General features: G+C 44.8%; 17 protein-coding genes. 14 read left to right on the plus strand and 3 right to left on the minus strand.

The window, feature by feature from the left end:
* Nucleotides 1–2 precede the first annotated feature (2 nt).
* From AC5O63_RS10645 to AC5O63_RS10685, 9 genes are all read left to right on the plus strand, one after another.
* On the plus strand, nucleotides 3–665 hold the full coding sequence (locus AC5O63_RS10645) for a response regulator transcription factor (protein WP_171324528.1): 663 nt from the start codon (nucleotides 3–5) through the stop codon (nucleotides 663–665).
* Between the two features lie 3 nt (nucleotides 666–668).
* On the plus strand, nucleotides 669–2,045 hold the full coding sequence (locus AC5O63_RS10650; protein ID WP_494504936.1) for an ATP-binding protein: 1,377 nt from the start codon (nucleotides 669–671) through the stop codon (nucleotides 2,043–2,045).
* 194 nt (nucleotides 2,046–2,239) lie between these two features.
* Nucleotides 2,240–4,330: a TonB-dependent siderophore receptor gene (locus AC5O63_RS10655; RefSeq protein WP_494504937.1), complete on the plus strand. Its 2,091-nt coding sequence runs from the start codon at nucleotides 2,240–2,242 to the stop codon at nucleotides 4,328–4,330.
* 172 nt (nucleotides 4,331–4,502) lie between these two features.
* On the plus strand, nucleotides 4,503–5,270 hold the full coding sequence (locus tag AC5O63_RS10660; RefSeq protein WP_494504938.1) for a DUF3450 domain-containing protein: 768 nt from the start codon (nucleotides 4,503–4,505) through the stop codon (nucleotides 5,268–5,270).
* A complete protein-coding gene (locus AC5O63_RS10665; RefSeq protein WP_494504939.1) occupies nucleotides 5,270–6,610 on the plus strand; it encodes a MotA/TolQ/ExbB proton channel family protein in 1,341 nt (446 codons plus the stop codon). The genes AC5O63_RS10660 and AC5O63_RS10665 overlap by 1 nt, the downstream gene beginning before the upstream one ends.
* 14 nt (nucleotides 6,611–6,624) lie before the next feature.
* Complete coding sequence (locus AC5O63_RS10670) at nucleotides 6,625–7,182, plus strand: MotA/TolQ/ExbB proton channel family protein (protein ID WP_494504940.1); 558 nt, start codon at nucleotides 6,625–6,627, stop codon at nucleotides 7,180–7,182.
* The gene (locus tag AC5O63_RS10675; protein ID WP_004745213.1) at nucleotides 7,179–7,583 is read left to right on the plus strand and encodes an ExbD/TolR family protein; all 405 of its coding nucleotides are present in this window, start codon (nucleotides 7,179–7,181) and stop codon (nucleotides 7,581–7,583) included. The genes AC5O63_RS10670 and AC5O63_RS10675 overlap by 4 nt, the downstream gene beginning before the upstream one ends.
* A complete protein-coding gene (locus tag AC5O63_RS10680; RefSeq protein ID WP_494504941.1) occupies nucleotides 7,583–8,200 on the plus strand; it encodes an energy transducer TonB in 618 nt (205 codons plus the stop codon). The genes AC5O63_RS10675 and AC5O63_RS10680 overlap by 1 nt, the downstream gene beginning before the upstream one ends.
* Nucleotides 8,197–9,366, plus strand: coding sequence for a tetratricopeptide repeat protein (locus tag AC5O63_RS10685; protein WP_494504942.1), 1,170 nt, complete (start codon nucleotides 8,197–8,199; stop codon nucleotides 9,364–9,366). The genes AC5O63_RS10680 and AC5O63_RS10685 overlap by 4 nt, the downstream gene beginning before the upstream one ends.
* A gap of 51 nt (nucleotides 9,367–9,417) precedes the next feature.
* Here AC5O63_RS10685 and AC5O63_RS10690 read toward each other — a convergent pair whose 3' ends face one another.
* The gene (locus AC5O63_RS10690; protein ID WP_494504943.1) at nucleotides 9,418–9,642 is read right to left on the minus strand and encodes a hypothetical protein; all 225 of its coding nucleotides are present in this window, start codon (nucleotides 9,640–9,642) and stop codon (nucleotides 9,418–9,420) included.
* 351 nt (nucleotides 9,643–9,993) lie between these two features.
* On the opposite strand from AC5O63_RS10690, the gene AC5O63_RS10695 reads away from it, so the two are divergent.
* The 5 genes from AC5O63_RS10695 to AC5O63_RS10715 all read left to right on the plus strand — a co-directional run bounded on the left by AC5O63_RS10695 (nucleotide 9,994) and on the right by AC5O63_RS10715 (nucleotide 14,694).
* The gene (locus AC5O63_RS10695; protein WP_494504944.1) at nucleotides 9,994–11,613 is read left to right on the plus strand and encodes an ATP-binding protein; all 1,620 of its coding nucleotides are present in this window, start codon (nucleotides 9,994–9,996) and stop codon (nucleotides 11,611–11,613) included.
* On the plus strand, nucleotides 11,610–12,296 hold the full coding sequence (locus tag AC5O63_RS10700) for a response regulator (RefSeq protein ID WP_494504945.1): 687 nt from the start codon (nucleotides 11,610–11,612) through the stop codon (nucleotides 12,294–12,296). The genes AC5O63_RS10695 and AC5O63_RS10700 overlap by 4 nt, the downstream gene beginning before the upstream one ends.
* Nucleotides 12,297–12,378: 82 nt before the next feature.
* Complete coding sequence (locus tag AC5O63_RS10705) at nucleotides 12,379–13,140, plus strand: substrate-binding periplasmic protein (RefSeq protein WP_494504946.1); 762 nt, start codon at nucleotides 12,379–12,381, stop codon at nucleotides 13,138–13,140.
* 9 nt (nucleotides 13,141–13,149) lie between these two features.
* Nucleotides 13,150–13,956, plus strand: a complete 807-nt coding sequence (locus tag AC5O63_RS10710; protein WP_494504947.1) for a hypothetical protein — start codon at nucleotides 13,150–13,152, stop codon at nucleotides 13,954–13,956.
* 72 nt (nucleotides 13,957–14,028) lie between these two features.
* Nucleotides 14,029–14,694, plus strand: coding sequence for a DUF2726 domain-containing protein (locus tag AC5O63_RS10715; RefSeq protein ID WP_494504948.1), 666 nt, complete (start codon nucleotides 14,029–14,031; stop codon nucleotides 14,692–14,694).
* Here AC5O63_RS10715 and AC5O63_RS10720 read toward each other — a convergent pair.
* A complete protein-coding gene (locus AC5O63_RS10720; protein ID WP_494504949.1) occupies nucleotides 14,691–15,740 on the minus strand; it encodes a GGDEF domain-containing protein in 1,050 nt (349 codons plus the stop codon). The genes AC5O63_RS10715 and AC5O63_RS10720 overlap by 4 nt on opposite strands.
* A gap of 305 nt (nucleotides 15,741–16,045) precedes the next feature.
* On the minus strand, nucleotides 16,046–17,593 hold the full coding sequence (locus AC5O63_RS10725) for a methyl-accepting chemotaxis protein (RefSeq protein ID WP_494504950.1): 1,548 nt from the start codon (nucleotides 17,591–17,593) through the stop codon (nucleotides 16,046–16,048).
* Nucleotides 17,594–17,879 lie beyond the last annotated feature (286 nt).

The raw sequence follows: 17,879 nt of genomic DNA on the forward strand, positions 1-17,879 counted from the left end.
TCATGTCGCGAATTTTAGTAGTCGATGATGATATCGAGTTGTGTGGATTGCTTGCTGATGTGCTTATCACGGAAGGGTATAGCGTAGAGTGTGTTCACTGCGGGGAAACGGCACTTAAACACATCGAGAAAAAACCGGTCGACTTGGTATTGCTTGATGTCATGTTGCCAAAACTTAATGGTATGCAGGTGGCACGCAAAATTTGCCAACGCTTTGCTACGCCAATTCTTATGCTTACCGCACTGAATGATGAAGAGTCTATGTTAGATGGATACCAGTCGGGTGCGGATCAATACATAGGTAAACCCTTCAAAGTCCCTGAATTATTGACTCGTATTAAGGCGATCTTTCGTCGGGTGGGTTTAGAAAAACAGCGGCAAAGTCAATGCTTCGATCTTACAGGAGCGGCGAGTCAAGTATCTAACTTACCACTGACTAGCACTGAGGCCGATCTACTCAATTATCTGATCAGCCGGGAAAGTATTGTGGTCTCAAAAGCCGAGTTGCAAATTGAAGTACTCAAAAAAGAGCTAAGCCCGTTTGATCGCAACCTTGATATGCATATTAGCAATTTAAGGCGCAAGTTTGTCGAGGCGGGTTTGTCGAAACAACATATCAAAACCATTAGGGGCAAAGGCTACAGTTTTGTCGATAGTGTTAGGTAGCTTATGGCTTGGTCATGGAGAGTGAAAAGTCTCTCAAAACGTAAAGATTCGCTCGCATTCCAGCTGTTCAGCTACATGTCGACGGTTATTATCTCGATAGTGATTTTGCAAGCGGTCGCTGAACAAGCGCTTATCAAAACTATGCTGAAAGTACCGCTCGAAGTGAAGCAAGATATTCAGAGTTTGGCACATCAGGCCAATGTGTTAATTGAAGATGGTGATATGGATGAGCTAGCGGACTGGGCGAATGCTCAGCCGTATTATCTATTCGTTCTAAATCCAGAGAACAAGCCGCTGTCTCATCGTCAGATGCATCCTCACTTTGAATTTAAATTGAGATTTCTCAGAGAGATTGATGAGCTACTAGACGACAGAGTCAATAAGCCACTTATCGGCGTGCGATTGGATAAAGGGAACACCTTGGTTGTCCAGCTGCCGAGTCAGCTTCATCCGGCTCATCGCTTCATCATCTTTTTTTCTGTGAGCAAGTTCATTATCGTTATCGCTATTCTGCTGTTGTTCTCATTGATCTTCGCGAGAAAGTTACAGATGCCACTCGACCGTCTGCGAGAAGCTAGCCGTCGACTGGCGTCAGGAGACTTTAAGGTTAAGGTTGTTAAAGAGCTTAGGTCTAACACGAGAGAATTTAACGATCTGGCGCATGACTTCGATAACATGACCAAAGAGATCCACGCTTTAGCGGAAAGGCAGCGTCGCTTGATTCGCGATGTCTCTCATGAGCTAAGAACCCCGCTAGCAAGGCAAAATTTAGCACTCCATTTGCTACGTAGCAAAGCTGCTGACTCAGAGTTGCCATTGGTCGAAAGGTTAGAAAAAGAAGTCGATGAAATGGACTCATTGGTTGGAGAGATTCTTGAATTTAGCCGTTTAGAAAACTCACGCTATGAGGCTGACTCGACCCCGGTATGCTTAGAAAGTCTTATCTCGACACAGGTTGAACAAAGTCGACTACAACTAAAGGCAGGGCAGTCGCTCTCCATCTCTACGGGTTCAACGATACCTGTGGTTATGACAGATGAACGTTTAGTAGTGCGCTGCATAACCAATTTGCTTTCTAACTCGATGAAATATGCAGGAGAGAGTGCGCATATCGAAGTCTCTATCTATGAGCTCGATGAGCAGCCTAATAAATCAGTCTGCATCGAAGTCGCGGATAATGGCCCCGGGATTGCACAAGCTCAATTGGAAGAGATTTTCAGACCTTTTACCCGGCTGGAATCGGCACGGGATAAGCAGAGTGGTGGCTATGGACTGGGGCTCGCAATCGTCAAAGAAGCGATGAAGCTGCTTGGTGGAGAAGTGAAAGCCTCTAACTGTAAAGAAAGTGGCTTAAGGGTTCAATTGACGTTACCTCTCTAGTGGTAAATGAGCAGAGCTAAAAGCGAGCATCTTAGATGTTCGCTTTTTTTATGGATTCAGAACGACAACATTTGTTTACGAATGCAAAGATTGTAAATTTAATGCAAATGATATTGGTTATCACTTATATTTCGCTTCGTTATAAATAACTCAACAGAGCGAGTGAGCTCTGCACGAAATATTCGGAGAAAAATATGTTCACAAAGAGCCAGTTAGCACTTGTAATCGGTGCTGTATTAGCTGCTCCAGCAGTGGTTGCTGAAAGTGTTGAAACTGACGAACACATGGTGGTTGAAGGCCGTGACTATGGCTACAAAGCTGACACAAACTCAACAGCAATGCGTATGGAAGCTTCACAATTGGAAACTCCTGGACAGGTTGCGGTTATCGATGAACAAATCATTGATGAGCAGCGTGCTAGCACTCTTGGTGAAGTACTAAAGAACGATGCTAGTGTGAGTGCAGGTGGTACAGGCCGAAATCGTGAGCGTTTCTCACTACGAGGTTTCGAAGTACAAAGCTCATCTGGATTTCTTCGTGACGGACATCAACACTGGTCGCATTATCGCCAACCAGTTGAACTACTAGAACGCGTAGAAGTAGTTAAAGGACCTTCAGGCCTACTGTATGGTGTTTCTGCACCGGGTGGCTTGATCAATATGGTCTCAAAAAAACCAACTTACGACACTAAAGTAAATGTTAGCCAAGACATAGGCTCAAATGACCGTTCACGTACGATGGTCGATGTAAGCGGTTCGCTCAATGATGATCAAACATTAAGAGCACGCACAGTTGTTTCCAAAGAGAGTTATAGCTCGTGGAGAACCTACGGGGACGGCTCGAAACCTCAAACAGAGCGTCTCGTCGCTGGCCTATTTGTCGATTATGATATCAATGAAGATGTCACAGTTTCGTTCCACTATGATAAGACAAATGACGATGGTAGCGTCGACTCTGGAGCACTTTACACACTAGATGGTCAGCGTGTCGGTAGCGAAGAGCACATCTGGGATGCGCAGTGGTCGAAAATTGAAAATGACGTCGAGAATATCGGTTTCAATGTGAATGCCAATCTAACTGATGCGTGGGCGATAAAGAGTGGCTTCAATTACCAAGACTTTGAACGTACTGATATTGAAAGCTACCCAGACTTTTCTACATTAGATTCTAACGGTACCGTCAAACATGGTGGTAGCAACCGTCATGATAAATGGCGTTTTAGAACTGGTTACCTTGATCTGGCGGGTAATCTTGAACTGGCAGGCATGAACCACCAACTTCTTCTAGGGGCAAACTGGCTAGGTTACAGCTACGATCGTAATCAAAAAGGCTTCAACAGCCAAAGTGTTGCTCCAGGCCAATCTGTACCAGTCCCAACATACAGTGGAAAGGATAAGGTCAGTCACTCTAGTTACGACACGTGGGGCTTCTACGTACAAGATCTAGTCACGCTATCTGAGCAATGGCAAGTTCTTGCTGGAGCGCGTTTTGACCGTAAAGTAGCTAATGGTGTAGCTGAGGAAAATGTATCGCCTAAGCTTGGCGTTATTTTCCATCCAGCCGATAACGGTAGTATCTATGCTTCATATTCAGAAAGCTTTGAGCCGCAGGGTACAGTTTCAAGCGGGAGCAGAACATACACCAATGATGGGGCATTGCTTGATGCCGCTTTGGGTAAATCCTATGAATTGGGTACTAAATGGGAGCTATTAGACAGTCGTTTGTTCGTATCAGGTGCCGTGTTTGATATTACCAAAGATAATATCAGTATGGATGTTGAAGATACTTCATCTGGAAACTGGACTAAGACGCAAAATGGAAAACAAGTGCACCGTGGCGTGGAGCTAACAGCTCAAGGATTTGTGACAGACAAATTGTCTCTTACGGGCTCAACGATGTACCTAGATGCAAAAATTGAAAACCATGAAAACTACGCAGGTAACCGTCCTGTTGATGTACCGGAGTTTGCTGCGAGCGTATGGTCAAACTATGCTGCAACCAATGAAGTAGACCTAAATGTTGGTGTTATCTATGAAGGTTCTCGCTACGGTGATGCATCAAACACCTTTAAGAAAGACGGGTACACTCGTGTCGACATGGGCGTGGCATACACTCACAAGTACGATGAAAACCTAGATATGATTGCGCGCTTAACGGTTGCAAATGTGTTTGATACTGAATACCTAGCAGGTGGTGGTTCCACTTCTTCCAAGCACAGCTATGCGGAAGATGTGGTAATCGGCGAAGGCCGTAACTACATGGCGACCTTACAAATCAAATACTAACAAGCCTTACTGATAAATATCCACGGCTTTAATAGGGGAAGGGCATAGCCTTTCCCCTTTTTTTGTATAAAGTGTAAGGACAATTGCAATTTTACCCAATCGCGGTACTATGTCGCGAGTGAAAATGAGAGTGTTTCTCAATCGTATATCGCATCAGTGAATAATAGACGTTATGAATTTAATTAAAACTAGCTTGGCGCTCATCCTTGCTACGTCAGCTTCAACTACAATGGCGGCGAATAGCCTTGACTCTGCCCAGTCAATTCAGAGCAAAACCAATGCGGCCTCTGCCTCAAGTCAAAAACGAATCGACGTAAGTGCGGAAAAGACACTGACCTTAAAAGCGGAAATTGAACAGCTTGAAGAGGAAGTGAAAAATCTAAAAGTGTATCGCGATCACCTGACAGCCTTGGTTGCAAGCCAAGATCAAGAAGTCACAAGTTTAGATAGCCAGATAGAAGAGATTAAGTCTACACGTCAAGGGATTGTTCCTCTGATGTATCAAATGATCGACGGTTTAAAACAGATCGTAGCGCAAGACGTGCCAATCAAATTGGAGCAGCGTCAAGAGCGAATCGCAAAGCTAGAATCAATGATGACCAGAGCTGATGTAAGCGATGCAGAAAAGTATCGTCGTATCTTAGAGGCTTATCAAATCGAGCTAGATTACGGTACTAAACTTGGTTTGTATCAAGGTCAAATCACCGTTAATGCTGAAAGCAGAGAAGCGGACGTGCTTTACTTAGGCCGAATTTCGTTAGTTGCACGTAGCTTAAATGGCAGCAAGTTTTGGTCTTGGGATCAAAAATCCAATCAATGGTTAGATGTCGATGCTTCGCTTAAATCAGAGTTAGACAAAGCATTTAGTATTGCCGCGAAACAAACCGCGCCAAGCTTAATCACTCTTCCTGTTTCTCTTAAAGTGGCGGAGGCAAAATAATGAAACGTACACTGATTGCTTCTTTAATTGCATTTACCGCTCTTTCATTTAATAGCATTGCGGCTGATTTAGCTTCTCCGGCCAGAGCGGACGCAAAAGTTCAAAAACAGCATAACGTTCAACGTGAATCAGGCTTTAAGCAAACCGAGCGTGAACTGGCGGCACTAAAAGCGCAGTTAATTCAACAAAGAGAAACGTTACAGCAACAAAACGATCTACTGGCAGCTCAGTTTAGCCAAAATGAAGACACACTAGCGCGACTTGAAGAAAAACTGCGTCTTGAAACAGGTAGCCTAGGTGAAGTGTTTGGTGTCGTACGCCAGCATGCAAAAGAACTTGAAACGGAGCTTTCTCATTCAGTAACAGGCGCGGGTGCTCAAACTCATTCTGATACCATTAAAGAGATCGTTGCTGCAACCAAGCTACCTTCTATGCCTCAATTAACTGGTTTATGGTCAGCGTTAGCAGAACAAATTAAGGCGACGGGTCAGGTTCAGTCTACGCAAATTAAATTTGTCGACGGTGAAGGCCTTACTCAAGATGTGACAGCGCAACGTCTTGGTGCTTTCGGTTTGGTTGGCGAGCAAGGCTACCTAAATTGGAACGGTGCTAAACAAGACGCTGCAGCTTACATCAAACAGCCAGAAAACGGGCCGACTACATCGTCTTTGACGGGCTTATTAGTCGGTGAGCGTACCAACCTTATTGTTGATCCTTCGCGTGGCATTATGCTTGAGCAACTTGCCTTGACGCCAAGTTTGATGGACAGATTCCAAGCAGGCGGTGTGGTAGGTAAAGTGATTATCGGGCTGCTGGTTATTGGTCTGATTATTTCATTGGTTCGAGGTGTTAGCCTTTCATTGGCACGCCAAAAGATTCGCAAGCAACTGAAAACACCACAAACACCAACGGATAACCCACTTGGTCGCGTTCTCGCTGTTTACAGTAAAGAGAAGAACCAAACCGTTGAAGCATTGGAACTGCGTCTTCTTGAAGCTGTGGTTGATGAGCAAGCAGGGCTAGAAAAAGGTCTCTCTATGCTTAAGTTATTGGCAGCGCTTGCACCAATGCTAGGCCTGTTGGGTACGGTAACCGGGATGATTGAAACATTCCAAGTGATCACCCAGTTTGGTAACGGCGATCCTAAGGTAATGGCGGGCGGTATTTCTATGGCACTTGTGACCACAGTGCTCGGCCTTATTGCGGCTATGCCATTGCTACTTGTTCACAATATTTTGAGCTCTCAAGCGGAAAGCATCCGCAATATTCTTGAGAAACAAGGTATTGCGCTTGTTGCAGAGCAAGCTGAGAAAGAGACGTTAACTCGCGAGAATTGCTAGGAGAATGCGGCGTAATGGAAGCGATATTCGCTCTATTTCCTGAGGCGATTGCCACCAGTAACTGGATGACTTCGTTGCAAGATTTCATGCAACAAGGTGGCCAGGTGCTTTGGTGGCTATCCGGTGTGGCGTTGGTTTGCTGGTTGCTAATCATTGAGCGCATTGTCTTTCTGTGGTTTCAGTTTCCTAAACAGCGTAACCAGTGGGTAGACGCTTGGAAACAGCGCAGTGATCAGCATTCTTGGTATGCACGTTCAATCCGCGAAGGTTGGTTATCGGAAGCGCACTCACTACTAAACCAGAACCTCAATGTGATTAAAGTGCTGGTGGCGATCTGCCCAATGCTTGGTCTGCTGGGCACGGTGACAGGCATGATTTCAGTATTTGATGTTATGGCGAATCAAGGCAGTAGCGATCCGAAACTCATGGCCTCGGGCATATCCTTGGCGACCTTGCCGACTATGGCAGGTATGGTCGCAGCACTGACCGGTATGTTTTGTCACGCGCGGCTAGTTAAAGTATGCCAAACGAAAGAAATTAAATTGGAAAAATCATTAAGGAGTCAACGATGAGACTCGGTCGACGTCATCATAAACAAGAAGAAGCTCAAGTCGACATGACTTCAATGCTTGATATCGTATTTATTATGTTGATCTTCTTCATCGTGACAAGCTCATTTGTTCGTGAGTCTGGTGTAGAAGTGAACAGACCAACCGCTTCAAATGTCGTCAGTCAAAAAGAAGCGGGCATTTTCGTTGCGATAACCTCAGCAAATGATATCTACATTGATAAACGCATGGTCGATGTAGAGCGAGTGGAAGCGACCTTGGAGCACCTGATGCTCGATAAACCTGATGCTTCTTTGGTCATTCAAGCGGATGAGCACGCCTACAGTGGTACGGTGGTGAAGGTGATGGATGCAGCAAAAGGGGCTGGGGTGAAAAACATTGCTTTGGCGGCGGAGAAGATCTAGTGGGTCGATTGCTCATTGCCACACCAATTGCGTTATCATGCGTTGTGGCTATTTTCAGTTTAATGGCGTGGATGGTCGATATTAGCCACCGCCGTGCACCTGAACCGAGTGAAGCGCTGAGTTTCAATATGGTGATGGTAGAAAACGAACAAGACGTTCAAAGACGCCAACGTTCTGTACCAGAACAGCCTCAAGCACCAGAAGTGCCAGAGCAGATGCCAACGTCTCAGGCGAATACTCAGTTGACTCAAGTGTCGCCAGTTGCTCAACCAACGCTAGGCTTAGATACGGCAATCGATGGACTGGCTATCAGCGCTCCGACCTTCGGTGACTTCGGTGTCAATCAGCAGGCAATGCCACTGTATCGTGTTGAACCTCGTTACCCGACAAAAGCGTTGAAACGGGGCGCAGAGGGTTATGTGGTCATGAAGTTCACGATCGATCCAACGGGTAAACCGATTGATGTTGAAGTGGTTGAAGCTAATCCTAAGCGCATGTTTGAGCGTGAAGCGATTCGAGCGCTGAAGAAATGGAAGTATCAACCAAAAGTGGTGAATGGGGGAGCTATTGCTCAGCTTGGTCAAACCGTAAGACTGGAGTTTAAGATAGCGAAATGATTAAACGATTATTGTTAGTATCTCTTATATTGGCTTCCGGTACTTCGTTTGCGCAGGAGCTAAGCCAATATACCGCGACCAGAGTACAAAAGGCGCATGAGCTTGCCCAAGAAGAGCAAGTGAAGCAAGCCATTACCATGCTTAGAGAGGTAGACACCTCCCGCGAATACGATCAAGCTTTTGTCGCTCGTATGCTCGGCGTGTTTTACTGGCAAGACGGTAAGCCTAAACAGGCAATCAAGCATCTAGAGAAAGCGGTGACCAGTGGCCTGCTGCAAGATGAGCAAGGTTGGATTACAGAGCGAATGCTCGCTGATCTTTATCTCAATGAGCAGCAGTTTGAGCGCGCTTTAAAGCACTATTATGTGTTGCAAAAGAGCGTCCCAAGCACTCAGAAAGCGGATGATATTTGGCTTCGTATCGCGCAGTCTCATTATCAGCTAGAGCAATGGTCAAAGGTTATCCCTGCTGCAAATGAATACCTGCAGGTCAGCAAAGAGAGCCCCCTACAGCCGTTATCTTTAAAGCTCGGCGCTCAGCTTCAGCTTAAAAAATGGAAACAGGCGATTCCGACGTTGGAGTTACTGATTGCCTTACAGCCTGAGAAGATAAATTGGTGGCGACAGCTTGTTGGCTTGCAGCTAAGAATAGGTAAAGATCGTGATGCGCTTGATACCTTGTCATTGGCGAAACTAAACAAGCTTGAACTCAGTCAAAGTGATCGCCGAATGCTCGCTCAACTCTATGCCAAACGTGGTGTGCCAGAGCGCGCAGCCATTGAGATTAGTGAGCTAGATGGTGCAGACACAGACGTGCAGCTGCTTTCTGAGCAAGCAACCTATTGGCAACTGGCTAAGGAGTGGGATAAAGCATTGGATGTTTGGAAACTAGCGGCCAAGCTAGATTCTAAATTCCATTGGAATGTCGCCCAACTTATGGTTCAACAAGGTTACTACCGTCCTGCGCTCAGTGTGTTGGCAAAGGTGAAGGGTAGGAAAGCGGATGTTGCTTTGGCCAAAACCCGTGCGTTTTACAAGTTAGATCAGCTAGACAACGCCTTGATCGAAGCGAAACGCGCAAACAATGTCGAGCCTTCAGCACAATCAAAGAGTTGGATTAAATACCTAACCCAGTTGAGACAAGCCAAAGATCAGACGACAAGTTAACAAAAAAGAGGGAAGCCAATCGACTTCCCTCTTCGTTTACTTAAAGCAGAACTATTTGTTGCCCGAGCATATAAATTCAGCACGCCACAAAAGCCTTTTTGTCTCTTTCATGTTGGTCAGTAACTCTTGACCAGACATTTGCGGGAATGCAAGTAATACCGTTACATCCTCGCTTTCTTCAGACCTTTGGTAAGCCCTTACATGCGTAAAAGTGCTCGATAGGTTATTTGACAGCATACCTTTGGACAAACAAATTCCAAAAACGTCCCGTTTCATCGTCTTTCCCTCTGACAAGTAGGCCATCATTTGGTTAGTTTAATATTTATCTGGATTCTGACAGCCGATTTAAACGTTCCTACACATTTCATTGTGCTCAATAATTATACGAAATTTGTGATTGGTTAGTATAAAAAATAATCTAAAATCCATGTGATCTAAATCACTTATTCCACTGGTTTTATATGTGAAATTCCTAATCAGATCTAAAAGCAATCGATTGAAGAATAAGCAGTGGTTGCGTAATAACCGATAGGAATAAATTACCTTTGTAAGCTTCACAAATTACTCAACAAGCAATCGTTGTCATGTTAGACGAATGTTATTCTGCAAGTGTACAAAGGAGAACGTATGAAATGGAGTAGTATCAGCTTTCGCAAGAGAATGCTGATAATCATGACACTATCAGGTCTGATTGAGCTGTTGATTCTTGTTGCGGCAGGATTTATCTATATTAAGCAAGCTCAGGAAGACGAAATGGGGCATCAGGCTCTCGGTGTCGCTTCATTTCTTGCCAAATCTCCCTATGTCATTAGTGCTATTGAGAATGGTGTTGATCAAGAGAGTCAGCAGCGCTATCGAAGTCTAACCAATTTAATTGGCGCAGCCTTTATCGTTATCGGCGACAAGGACGGCATTCGCCTTGTCCACCCCTTAGATGAACGTATTGGTAAGCCAATGAAAGGTGGGGATAATGATCGTGCGCTAGTGGGGGGAGAAGCCTATATATCCGTCGCTGAAGGTTCGTTAGGTTACTCAGTACGTGGTAAAACGGCAGTCTTCAATGAGCAGGGCGAAATTATTGGTGTGGTTTCAGTCGGTTATCTGATTGATCGCCTGCAAGATCGCATTGAGCCCTTCATTATTTTTCTCATTTTGATGGCTTTCATTGTTGTTGGCGCTAACGCAATTGTGTCTAGCTATGCGTCACGCCGTTTTCAGAAAGCTATTCTAGGCTTTGAACCAGAAGAGATAGGGCGATTATACGTTGAACTGGATGTAACACTAGAGACCCTTAAAGAAGGAATTATCACTATTGATGATCAAGGGAAGTTACGTTCAATTAACCGAAGTGCATGCCAAATACTTAATCTAAACAAAGAGCAGAGCATCAACCGCCCATTGAGTGAGATTCTGCCTGAGAGTGACTTACACAGTGTGATTCAAACTGCGCGTACTGATCACGATATCAACCTCTATCTGAATAAACAGCGCTTAATTGCCAATCGAAGCCCAATTATTGTCGATGGCAAAGTCGTGGGCGCTGTTTCGAGTTTCCGCCGCCGTGATGATTTAACCGAACTGACTGAACAGCTAGCGAAAACCAAAGAATATGCCGAAATGCTGCGTTCGCAGACCCATGAACATCGCAATAAACTCAATACCATCAGTGGTATGGTGCAAATGGGTGAACTGGAAGCGGTGCAGTATTTAATTGGTCAAGAAACCGCGCACTACCAAGCTTTGATCGAATTCCTCCGCGAAACAATCAAAGAACCGCTGATCGCAGGCATGCTATTGGGCAAAACTGAACGTGCCCGTGAGCTTGGTTTGCAGCTTGTGGTTGAAGAGGGGTCGCGTCTTGAACCTCTGCCGCAGCGCATTAACCCTGAAGATCTCGTCACGATTCTGGGTAACTTGATTGATAACGCTTTTGATGCAACACGAGACGCCATCACACGAGACCCTCTGTTTCCTGCGGATCGGAGGTTGGTTGAAGTTTCAATCAGTGATTATGGCAACGAAGTGATATTGGAAGTGGTTGATCAAGGTTGCGGCTTACCGGACAACGTCAGTGTCGACTCTTTAGTTGAGCGGGGCGTATCGAGTAAAGACTCGTCAACTCGTGGTGTCGGGCTATTTTTAACCAATCAACTTGCCACCCGTTATCACGGCGAGCTTGAGATGATGAATAACAAAGAGTGTGGAGCAAGGATGACAGTATATCTACCTAAGGATGAGCAGATATGACGACAGTAACTCGAGTGATGATCATTGAAGATGATCTCGCTATCGCCCAATTGCATCAACGCTACCTTGAACAAATCGGTGGCTATGAAGTAATAGGTATTGCGACAACGAAGCTTGAGGCTAACTTGCAACTCGATATTCTTCAGCCTGATCTGCTGTTATTGGATGTTTATCTGCCTGACGGAACGGGTCTAGAAATACTCCAAGAGTTAAGAACTAAGAATCTCAGTTGTGATGTCATTTTGATCACCGCAGCGAGAGATGTCGATACCTTACAACAAGCGATGCGTGGTGGCGTCGTTGACTACTTACTCAAGCCAGTCGTCTTTCCGAGATTAGAAGCGGCATTGAAAAAGTATGTATTACAAAAGCATCAGTTAAACCATGCAAACGATCTTGACCAGAGTATTGTCGACAAAATGCTTCAAGCGGCGAATAGCAATGATTCACCTAAGAATCGACTACCTAAAGGTATCGACGGCGTAACATTGGAAAAGATTAAAGCTCTGTTTGTCGATAACCAAAACCTGACCGCCGATGAAGCAGGAGAACAGATTGGTGCTAGCCGCACGACGGCCCGTCGTTACTTAGAATACCTAATCAGCACGGGCGAGCTTGAAGCGGACTTAAACTATGGAACGGTAGGCCGCCCTGAAAGAACCTACCGAAATTCTAATAACTAAACTATCAACTAACCTAGATGTAATTGTGATTGACCTCTATATTTGTTTATAGGCTATAAACGAATTGACTAGAGGTCGTCCCATGCGACTCTTAACATTATTACTTTTCATCTTTAGCTCGCTTGGTCAAGTGACGCATAGTACAGAGCTAAATGAACTGAGTTATCTTACAGAGCAATACCCACCTTATAACTACGACCAGGGCACAGGCGTTGAAGGCATCGCTATTGATGTGCTTAGGTCTGCCAGTGAACAAGCCAGCAGCCAGGTCTCTTTAGAATCGATACAAGTTCAGCCTTGGCCGCGCGCCTATCGCAGCGCATTGATTAAACCCGATACTGTGCTTTTCTCAACGACTCGTACCCAACTAAGAGAGCATATATTTCAATGGGCAGGGCCGATCATCGAAACCCGCATTGTTGTGTTGGCTAAGAAGAGCAAAAACATTCGCGTTAGTCAGCCGATGGCACTTGCTCAGTATCGGATAGGCGTGATTCGCGATGATGTCGGAGAGCAACTCCTGTTAGAGCTAGGGGTTCCAAGAGACTCCATGGTTGAAAGTTCGGTACCTGAAACACTCGCCAACCAGTTTGTCAAAGATCGTATAGACTTATGGGCATACGAAGAGAATGTTGCCAAATGGTGGCTGAAACGAGGCGGCTATAATACGCAAGAGTTTGAAGCGGTTTATGTGTTGAGTGAAGGGGACCTTTATTTTGCGTTTAACTTGGAAACAGACAGCAGACTGGTTTATCAGCTTCAGCAAGGTATTGATGCCATCAAACAGGCCACGAGTGAGGGTGAAGTGAGTGTTTATCAACAAATACTCGGTAAGTACAAATAAGGAAATTGGATGAGATTTGGTGCTCTACTACTGTTTTTTGTTGCTTGCCAAACTTTTGCCCAGCAATCTATTACCTTAACTCTTGCGTCACAGGTGGATGGTGGGCATCACTTTTACCATGAGCTTTTGTTTGAAGCGCTAACGCGAGACGGCTATGACGTCAAAATCATGGTGCCCAGTGAGCATATACCGCAAAAGCGTGTGATAAGAATGGTGGAAAGCGGGCAGTTAAGCCTGACATGGTTGCTCGCAACACCTGAAAGAGATGCTAAGTATCTCGCGATCGATGTGCCTTTGACCAATGGGCTAATAGGAAAGCGGGTCATGCTGATACCGCCAGAGCTGCAATCAAAACTTATTAATATCACCACACTTGAGGATCTCAAGCAGGCGAATCTGGTCGCCGGTTTAGGAGTCAATTGGTTTGATGTTGATGTATGGAAAGCGAACGGATTGAAGGTCCACGAAGAAGATGGCGAGTGGCGCGCGCTGTATCATAAGCTTACAACCGATGGTCAAGTTAACTATTTTCCCCGAGGGATGAATGAAGTAGGCGCTGAAGCGGCGCAAAACAATCACTTGGCCATTGAGCAAAGGCTGCTGCTTGTTTACGACCGAGATTTCAAATTCTACCTCTCACCGAGCATGGCAAAATACCAGCCAGCGATTCAAGACGCGTTAGATAAAGCCAAAGTATCGGGCTTAATCGATCAACTGGTTAGAAAACATTGGGGGGAGAGCTTCCAGCAGATCAAACCAGACCAAAGAGTCGTCATCAAATTGGAGTTACCGAATCAGACATCTCAAAAACGTTAACGTCTTATTGCCCTCTGCGTATAATATCTAATAATCAAACAATTAAACTCATTTAAGGTTAGTCAAACGTCAATGGAAAGTGTTTTTATCGTCGTCGCCATACTGGTCATTTTCTTTGTTGTGATTCAAAAGCGCTATCTCAAACAAGATGAGTTGAAAGATAGTACCTACAAAAAGAAAGGGGCGCTGCTTAATGCGCAAGAGTCAGCTTTCTACAACGCACTGATTACAGCAGTAGGTCAGCACGGTGTGGTGATGAGTAAAGTGAACCTGTCTAACGTGATCACGCCACTCGCTACGGATAAAAAGCAGTGGTTTATCGCCAACAATCGTATTTCTAAAAGCTACTATGATTATGTGGTATGTGACCCTCGTACACTGGAAGTTCGTGTCGCGATTGAGCTTGATGATGGAAAAGAGCTCAATAAAGGCAAGGTCGATCGTCAAAAACTACTGATTCACGTGAGTAAGTCTGCTGGCATTCCTCTGATTGGCGCTAACATCAAACACAGTTATCAAGTTGGGCGTTTACGTCGCCTTCTTGCCGCGCATATCGATTTGATTGAACCTGACAAAGAAATTCGCTTTTGTAAGCGTTGTGGTAGCCCAATGACGATCAAAACGGCGAGTCAGGGCGAACATAAAGGCCGACGTTTCTTTACTTGTAGCCGACAGCCACAATGTACGTATACAGAAAACTACAATGTGGTGTTTGAAGAAGAAGACAACGGAAACTAAATCGAGGAAAAGCTTAACTCGGTTTTAGAAGGGCGGCTGCATACCATAACTTGGTTGCGGCCGTTTTGTTTAGCGCGATACAGTTCTTTATCCGCTTCTTTTAATACGCACTCTAAGTTCGCATAATGGTCGCATTGATAAACGCCAATGCTTGCCGTAAGAGAAATTGGGGTACTGCTATCATTGAATGCGTAGCTTTCAATCGCATTACGGATTTGTTCAGCTTTCTCTTTTGCTTTTTGTACATTGGTATTGTGCAAGGCGATACAAAACTCTTCACCACCAATTCGATAGACAAGGTGCTCGTCACTTAGGCCATCAATCAGAGCGGCAGTTTGCACCAATACCTTATCGCCAACATCGTGGCCGTGCTTGTCATTCACCGCTTTAAAGAAATCTAAATCTAAGATCAAAAGGGAAAGGGGCAGCTTGATGCTCTCATTGCGGTAACGCTCAAAGTTATGAGTCAGGGCGTGGCGGTTATAGACACCGGTTAACGCATCACGGGAGGCAAGTTGTCCTAGCGAAGCTTCAGAGACTCGTCTTTTTACCTCCAGTACATGGGAGGTTAGCCAAATGGTGATAAATGCGAGTGAAAAATTGATTGCAAGCTGAGAGTTTCCATCGATGCCATCTGTCCACAGCTTGTAAGAAATAATTCCGATTTGGGTGATAAAGCCGATGCTTGTTGCTAGAACCCCGGCACGGCGGCCTAGGATTAAATAGAACATCATCGGAAACAGACAAGCCCAGATAAAGACGCCAAACTCTATCGGATATTCGTAGGTCGCTAGGCTTGTGACACCCGTTAGGCTGAAAACATAAGCGACAATGAAGGCTTTTGAGATGCTTTCTTGGTAAGTGTGGTAAGCGATATAAAGTGAAAACAGTCCAAATGCCGTTTCTATATAGTGATGTGGGCTGTAATGTTGGACAACAAGGTGGTATGCGGTAACAGATGCCGAGATGAATGCTAGTAGCGTACTAAGCCAAAATAACACTGCTCGGCGTAACTGCCGAGAAGGATTAAAAATGTCTAGCTCCATCCTTGTCGCCTTTGTAAATTTAAATATGCCAAAGCTTGAATATGGCTTTCATCATATGCTTTTTATAGGTGGAATCAAGGCAAAATCTGAATAGAGATCACGCTATTCAAATGATAGCTTACATTGTGAACGACAAGATTGCGGAATGTTTCAACTAAGTTAATGAATGTGTTGATCTTTGAGGCTAACTAGTCCTGTGTGTGCTGAGTTTTCCTGGTGGTATAACTTGTATAAATATGGAACGAATGTCACCTCAGCGCGTGAAGAGAAGTGAGAAGAGGTGACATCACTAGTTGGGTCTTTTATCAGTTAACTTGGAACTGCCTCATTAACCGCTCTAAACCTTCGAGTTTTTCAACGAGTTCACTCGTACGCTGAATAGAAGTGCGAGAAGTCTCGGATGTGTCGTCAGATAAGGTCTTGATGTTGATGATGTTGCGGTTGATCTCTTGCGTGACACTGGCTTGTTGTTCAACAGCAGCAGCGATTTGAAGACTACTGTCGGTAACCAAATTAAGCTTACTTGAAATAGAATCGAGAACTTGTCCGGTGTTATTGGCTCGCTCTTTACACTGATTTGATAGCGTGATGCCTTTAGCCATCGCTTCGACTGCATTTTCGGCAGTTCCCTGAAGGTGGCGAATCATGGTATGAATCTCGTTAGCCGATGTACCCGTTTTGGAAGCAAGATTTCTTACCTCATCAGCAACCACTGCAAAACCGCGCCCGGTTTCACCGGCTCTTGCTGCTTCAATAGCAGCGTTTAGCGCCAATAAGTTGGTTTGTTCTGAGATGGTGGTGATGACTTCTAAGATACTATCGATTTTTTGGCTATCTTGTGACAACTGAGTAATGATCGATTGCGCTTGAGCAAGTTCACTTGCCATGACATTAACTTCTGAAATTGTCGCTTGAATGCTCTCAAGGCCTCGATTGGACTCTTGGTCAGCCTCTTCGGCCAACATTGAAGCGGCGGATGCTGCATTAGAGACCTCATTAATGGATTGGGTCAACTCTTCAACTGCCGCAGACACCTGCTCTGTTTCGTGACATTGTTGGTCTAGGCTTTGACCAATAGATTGGATCGTTCCAAATTCATCTTCCGCAGAAATCAATATTTTGCCTGAAGTTTCTGTCGCACGAGCGGTTACAGCGCGCAGTTCCGCTTTCTTCATCATCAGAGCGAGTTCTACTTGAGAATAGTCATCATAGCGATTGGTGTAAGGCTTCTCCATTAATGGGTTAGAGTAGGCATCTTGCGCTAGCGTTTTTACCTGGGCAAAGCGTTTGTTTTGATAAATTGTACAGCCGACCATGACTAAGCCTAGAAAAGTGCTGAGTAAAGAAAGCAGGCTTGGACTCAATACGGCTGAAATAAGCGACGTGACCGTAAACATAGCGGCTAGTACGATTGATAGTAGGTGCAGAGGGAGTCGAAGCTTAGCCGTTGTCTTGTTAGAAGATAGCTTACTATACAGTGATTCAGCGCGCTCAATTTGTTCGTCAGTTGGTTTCGAGCGTACGGATTGGTATTCAATGGTGTTGCCGTCTGCGTCTTTAATTGGTGTAACAAAAGCAGATACCCAATAGTGATTGTCGTCTTTACATTGGTTCTTAACCAAACCCATCCAACTCTTTCCCTCTTTTAAATAGGACCAGAGCTGAGCAAAAGCCTGTTTGGGCATGTCTTGGTGACGCACCATATTATGAGGGTTACCGATAAGTTCGTGACGATCGTAACCCGCAATATTACAAAAGTCGTCGTTTGCGTGAGTGATGTGGCTTGAAGCATCTGTTGTCGAAATGAGGTTAGCAGTAGCGCAGTAATCTTTATTGAGCGTTGAATTTATCATATAAGGTTCCAATTGTTGGCTCATTAGCTCCATGCGAATGGATGACTAGTAATTTTTTGTTTTTCTTGTAGTTACTTGACCATGCTAACTGGTGAGACTTTGTCTTATAAATGATATGAATCAATTTCAGGTGGTTACTTATAGAATCATCAATGGTTTATCTAAATTGCCCCAAAAATAAGACTGATTTTCATTAATCATTCATTCATATGTGATGTTGACTGTCTCATGGTGTGTAGATGATAAATGCGACATGCGCTTAAAATTTAATGAGACTATGGCGAAT

The sequence above is a fragment of the Vibrio sp. SCP2 genome, from assembly GCF_059295395.1.

Bases quoted from the DNA above. Each gene is read 5' to 3' on its own strand.
- AC5O63_RS10645 (WP_171324528.1), top strand. From the start codon at position 3: ATGTCGCGAATTTTAGTAGTCGATGATGATATCGAGTTGTGTGGATTG.
- AC5O63_RS10650 (WP_494504936.1), top strand. From the start codon at position 669: ATGGCTTGGTCATGGAGAGTGAAAAGTCTCTCAAAACGTAAAGATTCG.
- AC5O63_RS10655 (WP_494504937.1), top strand. From the start codon at position 2,240: ATGTTCACAAAGAGCCAGTTAGCACTTGTAATCGGTGCTGTATTAGCT.
- AC5O63_RS10660 (WP_494504938.1), top strand. From the start codon at position 4,503: ATGAATTTAATTAAAACTAGCTTGGCGCTCATCCTTGCTACGTCAGCT.
- AC5O63_RS10665 (WP_494504939.1), top strand. From the start codon at position 5,270: ATGAAACGTACACTGATTGCTTCTTTAATTGCATTTACCGCTCTTTCA.
- AC5O63_RS10670 (WP_494504940.1), top strand. From the start codon at position 6,625: ATGGAAGCGATATTCGCTCTATTTCCTGAGGCGATTGCCACCAGTAAC.
- AC5O63_RS10675 (WP_004745213.1), top strand. From the start codon at position 7,179: ATGAGACTCGGTCGACGTCATCATAAACAAGAAGAAGCTCAAGTCGAC.
- AC5O63_RS10685 (WP_494504942.1), top strand. From the start codon at position 8,197: ATGATTAAACGATTATTGTTAGTATCTCTTATATTGGCTTCCGGTACT.
- AC5O63_RS10690 (WP_494504943.1), bottom strand. From the start codon at position 9,642: ATGAAACGGGACGTTTTTGGAATTTGTTTGTCCAAAGGTATGCTGTCA.
- AC5O63_RS10695 (WP_494504944.1), top strand. From the start codon at position 9,994: ATGAAATGGAGTAGTATCAGCTTTCGCAAGAGAATGCTGATAATCATG.
- AC5O63_RS10700 (WP_494504945.1), top strand. From the start codon at position 11,610: ATGACGACAGTAACTCGAGTGATGATCATTGAAGATGATCTCGCTATC.
- AC5O63_RS10705 (WP_494504946.1), top strand. From the start codon at position 12,379: ATGCGACTCTTAACATTATTACTTTTCATCTTTAGCTCGCTTGGTCAA.
- AC5O63_RS10710 (WP_494504947.1), top strand. From the start codon at position 13,150: ATGAGATTTGGTGCTCTACTACTGTTTTTTGTTGCTTGCCAAACTTTT.
- AC5O63_RS10715 (WP_494504948.1), top strand. From the start codon at position 14,029: ATGGAAAGTGTTTTTATCGTCGTCGCCATACTGGTCATTTTCTTTGTT.
- AC5O63_RS10720 (WP_494504949.1), bottom strand. From the start codon at position 15,740: ATGGAGCTAGACATTTTTAATCCTTCTCGGCAGTTACGCCGAGCAGTG.
- AC5O63_RS10725 (WP_494504950.1), bottom strand. From the start codon at position 17,593: ATGATAAATTCAACGCTCAATAAAGATTACTGCGCTACTGCTAACCTC.